The 14124-nt window shown below is 30.0% G+C and carries 15 protein-coding genes; 3 read left to right on the top strand and 12 right to left on the bottom strand.

What is annotated here, in order from left to right; translation table 11 throughout:
• Positions 1-56: 56 nt before the first annotated feature.
• Positions 57-470: a CoA-binding protein gene (locus tag FBF06_RS04615; RefSeq protein ID WP_002859511.1), complete on the top strand. Its 414-nt coding sequence runs from the start codon at positions 57-59 to the stop codon at positions 468-470.
• Entirely contained in the window at positions 470-1681 is a 1212-nt protein-coding gene (gene ilvA, locus FBF06_RS04610) for a threonine ammonia-lyase (protein WP_002866959.1), read from the top strand. The genes FBF06_RS04615 and ilvA overlap by 1 nt, the downstream gene beginning before the upstream one ends.
• On the opposite strand, the gene truA is transcribed toward ilvA, so the two are convergent.
• The 7 genes from truA to glmU are packed head-to-tail and all read right to left on the bottom strand — an operon-like array spanning position 1678 to position 7924.
• Positions 1678-2403 carry a tRNA pseudouridine(38-40) synthase TruA gene (gene truA, locus FBF06_RS04605; protein WP_079264908.1) on the bottom strand — a complete coding sequence of 242 codons (726 nt, stop codon included), beginning with the start codon at positions 2401-2403 and terminating at the stop codon, positions 1678-1680. The genes ilvA and truA overlap by 4 nt on opposite strands.
• Positions 2400-3425 carry an LptF/LptG family permease gene (locus FBF06_RS04600; RefSeq protein WP_052796016.1) on the bottom strand — a complete coding sequence of 342 codons (1026 nt, stop codon included), beginning with the start codon at positions 3423-3425 and terminating at the stop codon, positions 2400-2402. The genes truA and FBF06_RS04600 overlap by 4 nt, the downstream gene beginning before the upstream one ends.
• On the bottom strand, positions 3425-4201 hold the full coding sequence (locus FBF06_RS04595; protein ID WP_057041096.1) for an A24 family peptidase: 777 nt from the start codon (positions 4199-4201) through the stop codon (positions 3425-3427). Before FBF06_RS04595 ends, FBF06_RS04600 begins: the two co-directional genes overlap by 1 nt.
• Entirely contained in the window at positions 4198-4866 is a 669-nt protein-coding gene (uppS, locus tag FBF06_RS04590) for a polyprenyl diphosphate synthase (RefSeq protein ID WP_002852565.1), read from the bottom strand. The genes FBF06_RS04595 and uppS overlap by 4 nt, the downstream gene beginning before the upstream one ends.
• 3 nt (positions 4867-4869) lie before the next feature.
• Positions 4870-5487, bottom strand: a complete 618-nt coding sequence (locus FBF06_RS04585) for a hypothetical protein (protein ID WP_052796018.1) — start codon at positions 5485-5487, stop codon at positions 4870-4872.
• Positions 5484-6638 (bottom strand): bifunctional phosphopantothenoylcysteine decarboxylase/phosphopantothenate--cysteine ligase CoaBC, encoded by a 1155-nt coding sequence (gene coaBC / locus FBF06_RS04580; RefSeq protein ID WP_002867492.1) that lies wholly within the window; start codon positions 6636-6638, stop codon positions 5484-5486. Before coaBC ends, FBF06_RS04585 begins: the two co-directional genes overlap by 4 nt.
• Positions 6635-7924: a bifunctional UDP-N-acetylglucosamine diphosphorylase/glucosamine-1-phosphate N-acetyltransferase GlmU gene (gene glmU / locus FBF06_RS04575; RefSeq protein WP_032587048.1), complete on the bottom strand. Its 1290-nt coding sequence runs from the start codon at positions 7922-7924 to the stop codon at positions 6635-6637. The genes coaBC and glmU overlap by 4 nt, the downstream gene beginning before the upstream one ends.
• A gap of 142 nt (positions 7925-8066) precedes the next feature.
• On the opposite strand from glmU, the gene fliP reads away from it, so the two are divergent.
• Positions 8067-8801, top strand: a complete 735-nt coding sequence (gene fliP, locus FBF06_RS04570; RefSeq protein ID WP_002859504.1) for a flagellar type III secretion system pore protein FliP — start codon at positions 8067-8069, stop codon at positions 8799-8801.
• 15 nt (positions 8802-8816) lie between these two features.
• Here fliP and FBF06_RS04565 read toward each other — a convergent pair whose 3' ends face one another.
• The 5 genes from FBF06_RS04565 to FBF06_RS04545 all read right to left on the bottom strand — a co-directional run bounded on the left by FBF06_RS04565 (position 8817) and on the right by FBF06_RS04545 (position 14124).
• Positions 8817-9587: a transporter substrate-binding domain-containing protein gene (locus FBF06_RS04565; protein WP_052796020.1), complete on the bottom strand. Its 771-nt coding sequence runs from the start codon at positions 9585-9587 to the stop codon at positions 8817-8819.
• Between the two features lie 94 nt (positions 9588-9681).
• On the bottom strand, positions 9682-10986 hold the full coding sequence (locus FBF06_RS04560; RefSeq protein ID WP_071311258.1) for a hypothetical protein: 1305 nt from the start codon (positions 10984-10986) through the stop codon (positions 9682-9684).
• A gap of 86 nt (positions 10987-11072) precedes the next feature.
• The gene (gene kdsB / locus FBF06_RS04555) at positions 11073-11792 is read right to left on the bottom strand and encodes a 3-deoxy-manno-octulosonate cytidylyltransferase (RefSeq protein WP_032582894.1); all 720 of its coding nucleotides are present in this window, start codon (positions 11790-11792) and stop codon (positions 11073-11075) included.
• Positions 11789-13201 carry a threonine synthase gene (gene thrC / locus FBF06_RS04550; RefSeq protein ID WP_052796022.1) on the bottom strand — a complete coding sequence of 471 codons (1413 nt, stop codon included), beginning with the start codon at positions 13199-13201 and terminating at the stop codon, positions 11789-11791. The genes kdsB and thrC overlap by 4 nt, the downstream gene beginning before the upstream one ends.
• Positions 13198-14124: a tetraacyldisaccharide 4'-kinase gene (locus tag FBF06_RS04545; protein ID WP_002860774.1), complete on the bottom strand. Its 927-nt coding sequence runs from the start codon at positions 14122-14124 to the stop codon at positions 13198-13200. Before FBF06_RS04545 ends, thrC begins: the two co-directional genes overlap by 4 nt.

Genomic DNA, 14124 nt, shown 5'->3' with positions numbered 1-14124 from the left:
TCACTTTAGTTAATTTTTTAATCATTTAAGATAAAATACCAAAACAAAGGTTAACAATGAATGAAAAAGAAACTATCTCTTATATTATAAATACAAGTAAAAATATTGCCATATTTGCTTTAAGTCCAGATAAGACAAAAGCTTCTTATAGGGTAGCAGAATTTTTACAAAGAAAAAATTATAAAATTTTTCCTATTTATCCTAAAGAAGAGTTTATTTTAAATGAAAAAGTTTATAGAAATTTAGATCAAATAGAAGAAAAAATCGATACACTTATACTTTTTAGAAAAGGCGAAGTGGCACTAGAAATTCTTCCTAAGCTTGTTGAAAAAAATATTAAAAACCTATGGCTTCAACTTGGTATTAGCAATGAAACAGCCAAAGAAGAATGTAAAAAATTAGATATAAATTTTATACAAAATCGTTGCATTATGCTAGAATATCCGTATTTTAAAACAAAGGAAAAATAGTGTTAGAGCTTAATAAAATTTACAAAGCAAAACAACAAATTTCAGGGTTTGTAAACAAAACTCCTTTCATATACTCTTCTTTTTTAAGTGATATTTGTCAAAGTGAGATTTATCTTAAAAATGAAAATTTACAAATTACAGGTGCTTATAAAATTCGTGGAGCTTATAATAAAATAGCCAATCTTAGCGCTGAACAAAAACAACACGGAGTCATTGCGGCAAGTGCAGGAAACCATGCTCAAGGCGTGGCCATTAGTGCAAAAAAATTTGGCATTAAAGCAGTTATTGTAATGCCAGAATCCACTCCGCTCTTAAAAGTTTCTGCTACAAAAGCCTTAGGAGCAGAGGTGATACTCAAAGGGGACAATTTTGATGAAGCTTATGTCTTTGCAACCTCTTATGCTAAAGAAAATAATCTTAGTTTTATCCATCCTTTTGAAGATGAATTTGTAATGGCAGGACAAGGAACTTTGATGCTTGAAATGCTTGATGAAATAAGCGATCTTGATATGATTATCGCACCTGTTGGAGGTGGAGGACTTATAAGTGGTATCGCAAGTGCAGCTAAACAAATCAATCCAAACATTAAAATCATCGGAGTTGGAGCCAAAGGAGCTCCTGCAATGTATGAAAGTTTTCATGCCAAAAAAATCAAAAATGCAAAAAGCGTACGCACTATAGCCGATGGTATTGCTGTGCGTGATGCAAATCCTATTAATTTTAATATTATTTTAGAATGCGTAGATGATTTTATCCAAGTTGATGATGAAGAAATCGCTAATGCGGTATTGTTTTTACTTGAAAAACATAAAATCATAGTTGAAGGCGCAGGAGCTGCGAGTGTAGCCACCCTACTTCATCAAAAAATAAATACACAAAATCATAAAAAAATTGGCGTAGTTTTAAGCGGAGGCAATATCGATGCACAAATGCTAAATATCATCATAGAAAAAGGTTTATTTAAATCTTACAGAAAAATGCAAATTCATGTTACTTTAGTAGATAAACCTGGGGCATTATTACACCTTACAGACAGCTTAAAAATAGCCAATGCAAATATAGTAAAAATCGACTATGATAGATTTTCTACCAAGCTTGATTATGGCGATGCGATGATTTCAATTACCCTAGAAACCAAAGGTAAAGAACATCAAGAAGAAATAAGAAAAATTTTAACCCAAAAGGCTTTTAATTTCTATGAAAGTTTTTAATAACATATACGGCTTAAATAAAGCCCATTTGGCGGTGCTAAAAAGTGATTGTATTGCTTTTTAGCCTCAATCTGTTCTTTGAGTTCTTTTTCACTCATTTTTCCTTCTAAAACTTTTAAAACGCTTGCTACGCTTAATCTAATTTGCCCTCTTAAAAAACCATTAGCTTTAAAATGAAAAATGCTAAAATCTTTATAAGCATAAGCTCTAGCAATAAAAATTTCTCTTAAAGTCGTTTTATTATCCCCTCCACTTTTGCAAAAAAACTTTAAATCCTTTTTTCCTACAAAAAAACCCAAAAGCTCATTAGCTTTACCTAGGTCAAATTTAGGATAAAAATGTACATAAGAAGCCATAAAAGGACTATAAGAAGCGTGAGAAAATATATAGCGGTATTCTCTACTTTTTACATCAAATCTTACTTCAAAATCATCTTTTACTTTTTCAATTTTTTTGACATGGATAAAAGGATGGGAAAATTTATTAAGTTGTTTTTGAAGATATTCTAAATTTGTAAAATGATCTCCACACTCCACACTAGCTACAGCATAGCTTGCATGCACTCCTTTATCCGTGCGTGAAGCCATTAAAAGAGGTGAAAAAATACCCAAATGCGATAAGACCCCACTTAAAGCATCTTGAACACCTTTTTTATGAGGCTGAGTAGCAGAACCTAAAAAAGCAGAGCCATCATAAGAAAATATAATTTTTATTTTCATCAATAACGACTCAAAATCATTTTCTTAAAACAATAAGCCGAAACAAATAAACTTAAAGAAAAAATTCCAAGACAAGCCAAAATTGGAGGTTGAGAAAAAGAACTTAAAAGTCCAAAATATATAGCAATCACTCCAAACATACCTAAATACACATAGCCTTTTTCATAACGATAAGTAACCAAACCAAAACAAAGCGCAAAAAGCGTACTAGTAAGTGGAAACAAGGCTATAGTTGTATAAATCACAAATTCTCTTGCTCTTTGTGGATTTTCGTTTAAATCATTCCAGTATTCATAAAATTTCTTTGTTTGAAGATTGTCTGTATTAAACTGAGTATTTACTACTAAAGTGTCAAATTCTCCACTAAAAATACTTTGACCTTGCTCAAAATTATACATTTTGCCTTGATTCAAGCTAAAAGCAAAGCTATCATCTTTTCTTTGCACATGCGCTTCTTTGGCTATGATAAGTTGTTCTTTATCATCTGCTTTATGTTTAGGACGATACATAATTATGTTTTCATACTTATCGCTATCTTGTTTTTCTATAAAAATCATCCAGTCTAAAAATTTTTGTCCAAATTCTCCTGTTTTGTAGTTAAATTTCACTTGAGTGCTTTTATAGTTTACAAAGTTATCCTGAAGTTCAAATACTATAGGTATCATTACCAAAGCCACAACAAGCATAAAAGCACTAATCAAGCTTGCAATTTTAAGGAAAAATTTTGCCAAAATCATTGGTGAAAATCCCAAAGTAAAAAGTACTATGCTTTCATTTTCCTTAGAAAGCCTAAACAAAGCCAAAGTTAAAGAAATAAAAAAAGATATAGGCAAGGTAAAAATTAAAATTCTGGGCAACATAAATCCATAAAGCTTTAAAAGATCCAAAAAACTAATCTCTATGCTTGAAGTAAGTTTTGCAAGTTGAATAAAAAATACCATAGATACAATAGCAAAAAGTACGAAAAATATAGACAAATTCGTACTTAAAAATTGATTTAAAACATATCTTAAACTAAGCTTCATTAGAATAATCCTAAGTTTTTATAAAATAAAACTACCACAAAAGCGATATTTAAAAAGGGTATCATAGCAAGTTCTTGCTCTTTTATTGCTTTAATTTTAAAAAAAATAAAAAAAGGCAAAGTTAAAATAGAAGCTATAAGTAATACTAAAAATCCATACTCAAAACCTAAAATTCCACCTATACAAGACATAATGATAATATCAGCATCGCCCAAATTTTCTAAAATTTCATCTTTTTTGTGGAAATTCATTAGAAAAAAAACCAAACTTTTTAATAAAAAAACAAATCCTCCAAAACTAAAAGCATTTAGTAAAAAACCTCCGCTAAACTCTTTAAAAATCAAAAAATGTAAAATTTCACTTTCCCTAAAGGCGTAAAAAAAAGCAAATAAAAAAGCACTCCAAAGTAAAATTTGTGGTACGGCTTTGAGTTTAATATCAATTAAAGAAAGCAAGAAAAGATTAAATAAAAATAGAGATAAAAATAAAAAATCATAAAAATTTTGACTTAAAGAATAAACCAAAATAAGCAAAATTATGCCTAAAATTTCATTGATTAACAAAGAAATAGGCAAATGACATTTGCAAGTTTGACATTTTGCCTTTAAAAAAACATAAGAAAAAATAGGAATAATTTCATAGTATTTTAATTTTGTATCACAAGAAAAACAAAAAGAGCGTGAGATAAAAAAGGGTTTTTTTTCAATTATCCTACTTGCCAAACTTGTGCAAAAAGAACCCAAACAAGCCCCTAGAATTATTATGAAAAATATCATTTTCCAAAAGTTCTTTCTCTATTTCTAAATTCTTTAATAATCCTTTTAAATTCTCTCTTGGTAAGAGATGGAAATAAAGTTTCACTAAAATAAATTTCAGCATATGAACACTGCCAAAGTAAGAAATTTGAAAGTCTTTTAGCATTTCCAACGCGAAGCATCAAATCCACATCTAAAGGTAAATCTAAATTTTGCGTTAAATTTTCTTCATTTAGCTCAAGTTTTTTTTCAATCACACGCTTAGCAGCTCTTATAATTTCATCTCTTGCACCATAACTTATAGCCAAATTAACACAAAGTGCGTCACAATGCTTTGTTTTTTCTTCAACTAAGGTAATTTTTTCTCTTACTTTATCTTCCAAGCGCGATAAATCACCTATAGCTCTTAAACGCACATTATTTTTTTCAAATTTTTCTAAAGCTTCATCTAAACAACGATCTAAAAGTTCAAAGATAAAATCAATTTCATCTTTAGGACGCTTCCAATTTTCCGTACTAAAAGCAAAAAGGCTTAAATTTGAAATATTTTCTTCCATGCAAACTTCCATCAATTTTTGCATAGTTTTGACTCCTTGGGAATATCCAAGCTTTGCCAAAAAACCCTTAGCTCTAGCCCACCGCCTATTGCCATCCATAACAACAGCAAGGTGTTTTAATTCATTCATTTTTCATCCTTTAAAATCAAAAAGCCTTTTGAAAACAAACAAAGGTTCAATCTTGCTTTCTTGCGATACATTAAAATCTAAATGTTCGTTTAAAAATTTTTGCACCTTAGCAAAAGGTGTAAAAATACTAACATCTTGTGAATCTATTAAAATTTTCAAAGCTCCAAAAACGCTAAAATATAAGTAAATTTCTAAATATTTTGCTCTTTTACGCATTTGAAACAAGCAAGATTTATTTTCAAAGTTAAAAGGAATATGATAAATATTTTCAAAACTTGCAAAAAGCATTTCTTTTAATATCTGATAACGCTCTATATCTTTACAATCTAAAAGATTTTGTATAATGAATTTTTTATAAGAAATTTTATCCTCTAAAATAGCGATTATCAAAGCCAATCCCTCTTCAAAAGGTTTGAAATTAGGACGCTTTGAAAGATGTTTAAATTGTATAACTCCACCATTTTGCATATAAAGTTCAGCTAAATATTCAGCACCAATTTCAAGCTCTATCATGCTTTTGGTTTGAATCTTTTTATGATTTAATAAAAGCGTATAATGTCCATAACCTGATTTAGCTAAAACTTTCATTTGTATAGGTAAGGTAGAATTAATCATACTCATAATTTTTCACACCATTTTACTAATTCAAATGCCAATTTTTCTTTGCTTTGCAAAGTGCTTTTATTTTCATTGTTTAAAGTGATAAAATAAAGCTCATTTTGATCGCTTCCAAAATAATTTTTTTGATCAATGATATTAAGACAAACCATATCAAGTTGCTTATCTTTTAAAGATTTTTTCGCATTTTCTAAGGCATTTTGAGAATCAAATTCCATCTTAAAACCTATCTTTTTGCCTTGAAATTTGCAAGTTTTAAGCAAATCTTCATTTAAAGATAGATGCAAATTTAAACCCTGTAAATGCTCATTTTTTTTAATTTTCCCTTTTACACTTTGAGGGATAAAATCACTCACCGCAGCCGTCATAATCAAAAAGTCATGATTTAAATTTTTATCCAAAAGCTCCTTTAGATCCTTAGAACTTTCAAATTTGCAAAGCTCATAAGGCGTATCAAATTCCACAGAGCTTAAAAGTTTTACCCTAGCTCCTAAAAAATAAAAAGCATCAGCTATGGCCTTTGCCATTTTTCCACTTGAAAAATTACTCACACAACGCACATCATCGATCTTTTCTTTTGTGCCGCCACCTGTGATAACTACACTTTTATCGCACCAAAACTTTTCTTTTAAAAGTTCTCTTTTGACGATATTAAAAATATTCTTAACTTCAGCTAAGGCTCCTACGCCTTCATCTTTACAAGCTAAAACTTTACAAATAGGCTCTATAATCAAAGCTTTATTTTCTTTAAGCATCTTTAAAGAATTTTGCGTGCTAAAATGATGAAACATATTTGTATTTGCCGCAGGAGCTATGATAAGAGATTTATTTGCTGCGATTAAGGTTTGGATAAAAAGATTATCCGCTATACCAAAAGCAAGTTTATTGATAGAATTAACACTTGCAGGGGCAAACAAAACAAGGTCTACATCCTTGCTAAAAGCTATGTGATTGTTTGAATTTTGCCAACTTTCATTTTCCTCACATAAAACTTCATCAACCAAGGCTTCAAAACTCATTTTGCTAGCAAATTTTAACAAACCATTAGAAAGCAAAACTTTTACCCTAAAGCCTTCTTTTTTAAACAAGGAAATAAGCTCATAAGATTTATAAAAAGCTATACTACCGCTAATGGCTAAAAGTATGGTTTTCATTTTTGAAATTTCTTATAATAATAATCTTTTATCATTTTATGCCCTGCTCTATTGATAAACAAAGCACCCTTTTCTACATTGACACTTACTGTGCTTCCTGCTGCTATGATCACTTCATCTTCGATTTTTACAGGTGCGATAAATTGCGTATCAGAACCTACAAAAACATTTTTTCCTATGATGGTTTTATGCTTTTTTACCCCATCATAATTACAAGTGATAGTCCCACAGCCTATATTGGTTCCACTATCTATCTCACAATCTCCTAAATAGCTCAAATGCCCTGCTTTTACGGTATTTAACTTTGCATTTTTGCATTCTACAAAATTTCCTATATGAGTGTTTTTTAACTCACAATTTGGACGCAAATGTGCCAAAGGCCCTACATCGCTATTTTCTACGATGGAATTTTCTATCACGCTTGAACTTTTAATGATAGAGTTTATAATCTTACTTTTGCCCTCTATCCTTACATTTTCATATACTTCACATTCACCTACAAATTCAACATCTGCACCTATAAAAGTGCTTTGCGGTAAATGAAAAATCACACCCTGTTGCATCCAGTATTTTTTAATTTTTTTTTGCATGAAATTTTCAGCTATACTGAGTTCAAATTTATCATTAATCCCCATAAATTCATCTTCATCTACAAAAACTGCTTTAATCATCACATCTTTTTCTTTTGCTAGTTTTACAATGTCGGTTAAATAATACTCTTTTGCCGCATTATTGTTATCAATCAAAGGTAAAAGCTCTTTTAAAAGCCTCGAGTCAATCACATAAACCCCAGCATTGCAAGTATTTATCTCTTTTTCTTGCGTATTTGCATCTTTAAATTCAACAATTTTTTCAACGCTATCGTTTTTTATCACCACCCTACCATAACTTTTAGGATCTCTTGCTTTAAAAACTGCTAGATTTAATTTTGCATTATTACCCAACAAAGCTTCCAAACTTGTTTGCTCAACCAAAGGCATATCACCACAAAGAATCAACACTCTTTCATTTTTAGGCTCAAACCCACTTAAAGCTCCCGCAGTTCCTGGATAATTTTGCAAATCTTGCTCTAAAATTTGTGTTTTTGGAAAATATTCTAAAATTTCTTTTTCAACGCGTTCTTTTTGATGCGATAAAACTACACTTACATCATCACTTAAAGCAAAAGCCTTTTTTAAAATGTGTAAAATCATACTTTTTTGACAAAGCTCTTGCAAAACCTTTGGCTTTTGTGATTTCATTCTAGTGCCTAATCCTGCCGCTAAAATCAAAATAGAAGTTTTCATTTTTCACCTTTGTTATTAAGAAGTCTAAAAGACTATTTTAGCAGTTTAAAGTTAAAATCCTAATACCCTTAAACTAGTTTTTAGTCATCAAAAGATAAAATTTAAATTTCTTTAATAAAAAACAAAAAAAGGTTTTTAAATTTTGAAAAAAATATTATTATTTTTACTTTTAAGCATGAGCTTATTTGCTGCTGAAGTAACTATCCCTACAGTAAATTTAAGCTTAAGTGCACCCAATACACCTAATCAGCTTGTTACTACTTTAAATATAGTGATTGTTTTAACCATACTTGCGCTCGCTCCAAGTATAGTTTTTGTTATGACTTCTTTCTTGCGTCTTATTGTAGTATTTTCATTTTTACGACAAGCTATGGGGACGCAAAGTATGCCACCTAACACTATTTTGGTAACCTTGGCTTTAATTTTAACTTTTTTTATCATGGAACCTGTAGCTACAAAATCCTATAATGAAGGTATAAAACCTTATTTAGCAGAAAAAATAGGCTATGAAGAGGCTTTTATAAAAGGAGCAAAGCCTTTTAAAGATTTTATGCTTAAAAATACTCGCGAAAAAGATTTAGCCCTTTTTTATCGCATACGCAATCTACCCAATCCCAAAACCATAGATGATGTTCCCCTTACGGTTTTAGTTCCTGCTTTTATGATTTCAGAGCTTAAAACCGCTTTTGAAATAGGGTTTTTAATCTACCTACCCTTTTTAGTCATAGATATGGTTGTAAGCTCAGTTTTAATGGCTATGGGTATGATGATGCTACCTCCTACTATGATCTCTCTACCTTTTAAACTCTTAATTTTTGTATTAGTGGATGGATGGAATTTGCTAGTGCAAAGGCTTGTGGAAAGCTTTGTAACCTAAGAAGGAAAATCCTTCTTAGAAAAAGAATTCTAAATTATTCTTTTTAAAAGTATCTTTAACATCTTTAAGATATTTCTCTCCTAAAGAATCAAAAAGCCCATCTTTTTTGCTTTCTGCAATAAATTCATCAAGCTCTTTTTTAAGTTCTGCATTGCCTTTTCTTACTGCTATACCCCAAAACTCAGGATTTTCTTGAAAAGGCGCTAAAATGGCTCTGGTTGTATCTTGATGTTTTTGCCAAGTCCGATAAATCGTAAGTTGATCATAAAAAAATCCATCAGCCTTGCCTTGAATCACTTCCAAAATAGCAGCATTTTCTTTATCAAATAAATTAATAGTTGCATTTTTTAAATTTTTAACCGCATATAAATGCCCTGTAGAACCACGCTTTAAAGCCAAAACTTTGCCCTTTTTATCTAAATCTTTGATATTTGTAATATCAGAGTTCAAAGGAGTTAAAATAGCCAAATTTGCCTTAGCATAAGGAATGCTAAAATCCACCACTTTCTTTCTCTCATCGGTAATTGTCATAGAGGACATAATAAGATCTATCTTGGCTGTTTTTAAAGCAGGTATTAAACCATCCCAAGCGATATTTTTTACTACAAGTTTATAGCCGTTTTTCTTTGCAAAAGCTTCTAAAAAATCCACGCTAATTCCACTTGCTTTGCCTGTTTTATCGCTCATTTCAAAAGGCGGATATCCAAGCTCCATTCCTACAACCAAATCTTTTGCACTCAAATTTAAAGCAAAAAAAGAGATAAAAATCAAAATAATTTTTTTCATAATTTCCTTTCAAATTTTTTTGTAAAAAAATTATACTAATTTTATCTTATTTTATTATTAGCAATTTATTTCAAACTTAAAAAATTAATACTTCCTAAACCCTAGTTTGTCCTATAAGATTATTTAATCTATCCATTATAGATCCAACATAAGAATTGATACTTTGGTTACTTGCTTTCCAACCATTAGCTTTTGCTTGATTAAACTGATTATCAAACCAAGCTCCACCATAACCTATACTTGTATTTTGCCATTTAACTCCTTTTTCCATTGCATATATATCTGCATCAAGCCAACCCTCTTGTGCATAGCCTTTTAACAAACTTGCAAAATCCACTTTGCCTGTCATGATGTCATCTAAGGAAGTTAATGATCCATCAAAGCTTTCTTTAGTCATAGCTTCAGCATAAGACTTAGCTATAGGATTTAATGTTGCACTACCTTCTCTTGGCGATACACCCGTTGATTTTAAAAAACTCATAAACAAAGCTTCTTTAGAGTAGCTTCCATCTTCATTTTGTGGATAAACTGACATATCAGGATTAAAAGTATCTATTGCAGTGTCTTTATCTAAATTTTGAGTTTGCATACTTTGCGGAGTGAAATTTAATGGTTGTAAGCCTATATTAATATGCCCAAACATTCCTAATTGTTCTGCTTCATTATATTGCTCTTGTGTATTATAATAGTTTGTTATTGTTAGCTTATCATAATTTTTCGGCATAATACCTATAGTTTTATCAGATGATAATTCACTAATTCCCTTAGGCATAGAATTTATATCTGCTTCAGTGAAACTTGTTTTATTGGTATCATTAAAAGCATGATTAATAATTTGATTAAATTGATTATAGTATTGTTTTATGGTTTCAGCCATATCTATGTTTGTATAATATTTATCTATACCTAAATATTTTTTTATATCTGAAGTATAAGAGTTATTTTCAGCCTTCCTCTCTATCTCATCCAAAGTAGATTTATGTATCTTAAAATCTTCAGGAAGTCCTGCAGCTTTGTTAAAATCACTTCCCATATAACCATCTTTATCTACACTATAACCATAGGCTGTATCAGTGCTTAAATCTACTTGTTTATATTTTAGAGTATAAATAGAGTTTTTAAATTCACTTGATATATCATAATTAGGAGAACTTGTCTTACTACTTATACTAAAATTAGTATTATTGCTAGTATTTGTTGTATTAGTAGAATTTAATGCTTCACTTCTTGCTAGAGTTTGTGAATTTGCATTTTGAATTTCATTTAATTTACTAGCATTTTGTTTTAAAAAAGCATTAGCAAAACTTATTTTAGAATTTTCTTTACTTTCTTTATTGGCTTTACTTTGTGAAAGTATAGAACCATAGTTTGAATTATCATTGATACTAAAGATACTCATATTAATTCCTTAATTTAGATTTTTCTGCCTTCAATCTAAATATATTAAAATAATATAAGCAAGATCTGTTCCGTTTTGGGGTGGAGTTATTTTTCTAAATAAATTTTTAAAGCCTTTTCATAGTCTTCTTTGGTATCAATCCCCATGCTTGTTGTTGAAATTTCAAGCATTTTGATTTTTTTACCATTTTCTATAGCTCTTAATTGCTCTAATTTTTCCGCTCTTTCAAGTGCAGAACTTAATAAAGAACAAAACTCTCTTAAAGCTTTTACACTATAAGCATAAATGCCTAAATGCCCTTTAAAACTTTCCTCGTAATTTTCTCTTTCATAAGGGATTTTAGCTCTTGAAAAATACAAAGCATATCCTTCTTTATCGCAAAGCACTTTAACCAAATTAGGATCCATAGCTTCTTCTTGAGTGATTTTTTTATAACAACTCGCCATAAAAGCTTTTTTATCCAAGCAAGAACTTGCAAATTCTTTAAATTTTAATAAATTTTCACATTCTATAAAAGGCTCATCAGCTTGGACATTGATAATAATCTCATCATCTTTTAAAGATAGTTTCTTACAAGCTTCATTAATCCTATCCGTACCGCTTTCATGATTTTTGCTTGTTAAAACTGCATTTAAACCATATTCTTTAGCGATACTTAAAACCTTTTCATCATCTAAAGCTATACAAACTTCATCCACACTACTTACCCTTCTTGCAGTAGCCACAAACATAGGCACTCCACCTACATCACATAAAATTTTCTCATGAAAACGACTTGATTTTAATCTTGCAGGAATAATAATCATTTTTGCATCCAATCTAAAATTTCTTTTTTTATACTTTTGGCTTCAAATACCTTTTCATCGCTATTTTTCAAGTCAAATAAAGCCAAAATTTCATCTTTAACTTGGACATTAAACTCTTTAGCTATAAATTTTAAATCTTCTTTTTCATTCTTAGAATCCCTATCGTATAAAGCTTTTATCATACTTGGAGTAAATTTTGTCCATTCTGCTGTAGAGGTAATAATGCTAGGTTTTAAAGGATCAAGCATTTTAAAACAAGTTGCGGTGTGCGGATCGATTAAAATCTTGCTTTGTTTGATAAATTGCATACATTCTTCATCGGTGCAAAAATCCGCCTCAAAATCTTCTTGTAAACTTTGCAATTCTTCTTTTTCAAGTTTAAAATATCTCTCATTTTTCAACAAATTCATCAGTTCTTTGGTTCTTTTATCTTTAAATTTCGCAAACAAAAGTCTTTCGATATTAGATGAAATAAGTATATCCATAGCTGGAGAAATAGTCTTCTTAAGACTTTTTTCACGCAAATCATAAACGCCATGATTAAAAAATTCACTCAAAATATTATTCACATTTGAAGCGATTTTGATTTTTGAAATTTTAGCTCCCATTTTTTTAGCATAAAAAGCTCCTAAAGCATTGCCAAAATTTCCACTTGGAACAATGATTTGTACTTCTTCTAAAAACTCATTAAAAAGTTTTAAACTCGCATAATAATGATAAATAATCTGAAATAAAATACGCCCAAAATTTACAGAATTCGCTGCGCAAAGCTCATAATTTAAAGCTTTAATTTTGTTTTGAAAATCTTTTGAAAAAAGCAATTCTTTTAAAGTGCGTTGCGCTGCGTCAAAATCCTCATCTATAGCAAAAACTTTCAAATTATCCTTATCTAAAGCTCGCATTTGCAACTCTTGAACTCCACTTGTGCCACCTTTTGGATACATACAAGCTACTTTAACATTTTTTGCATTTTCAAAGCTTTTTAGGGTTGCAGGTCCTGTATCGCCGCTCGTAGCACAAATAATTAAAATATTTTTATCCTTTGAAAATTCGCTTAAAAGCACGCCAAAAGGCTGTAAAGCCATATCTTTAAAAGCTCTTGTAGGCCCATGCCAAAGCTCGTTAATATAGGTTTTTTCAGAGATTTTTTGCAAAGAAATAGGTGTATTTTTATCATCAAAGCTTTCGTAACTTTTCAAAACCTTTTTAAAAAGCTCTTCTTCACCAAAACCAAAACTTTCTATAAGCTTTAAAGCAAAATCTTTATAAGACAAATTGGCATATTTTTCTCCTTCAAAAATAGGCAAATTTAAAGGCGAGTAAAGCCCTCCTTCTGGGGCGTTTGGGTTAATCAAAGCTTCCTTAAAACTTGATACATTATTTACATTTCTACTCTCGACTAATTTCATTGCTCAAACTCCTTGATATAAGTTTTTATTTTTTCCCTTAATGAATCTTTTAATTCTATATTTAATTCTATAATTTGACATTTAAAACCAAAATCTTTAACTTTAACAAAATCCTTAAAAGTAAGCATTAGTGTATCGCAATTATGTTTTTTTAGCAAATTTTCTAATTCTTCTTTTTTAAACTCATAATGATCTTTAAAAAAATAACAAGCCCTTGCTTTGATAAAATGCTCATACAATCTAAAAGGTTTAGCAATAGCAGTTGCCAAAACAGCCTTTGGATTTTCTTTTACAAAAGAATAACGCACAAAATCCCTGCCTTCTAATGCAATAAAATCAGCCCTTTTTTCATAAAATTTTGGCAAACGATAAGCTCCACTTGGTAAAGTAAAATCAAAATAAGGTTTGATTTTGCTTTCAAGCAAAATATCAAATTTTTTAATATGAAATTTAGAAAAAGCATCATCGAGTACAACGATTTTAGCTCCCAATTCAAAGGCTTTTTCAATACCTTTTACTCTATCTTCACTCACAATCACACCTTTGATATTTTCTTCAAAAGCATACTCCATAGCTTCATCGCCACTTTGTGCTAAGGTGCATAAAATTTCATTTTGATTTTTAACAACAAACAAACCTTTAGACTTTCTTTTATAGCCCCTAAGTACTATAAAAACGCCATCAAATTCCCTTGCTATAGCTTTACAAAGCGGGGTTTTTCCATTACCTCCAAAACTTAAATTACCAACGCTAATAACAGGCTTTTTAAAAACTATTTTTTTACGAAAAAAAGTATTTAAAATCGCAAAAAAAGCATAAAGCACACTTAAAGGTAAAAGTATAAAAGCAAGGCATTTTTGCCAAAAATTGGGCTTAAAAAAATAATTATCAAGCCAAAGTTCATAATTTTTTTCTTCATTCAT

Source organism: Campylobacter sp. CFSAN093227, from assembly GCF_012897855.1.
Taxonomy (GTDB): Bacteria; Campylobacterota; Campylobacteria; order Campylobacterales; family Campylobacteraceae; genus Campylobacter_D; species Campylobacter_D jejuni.
Note: the sequence above shows the minus strand (reverse complement) of the source record. Positions and strands in the feature narration are given on the sequence as shown.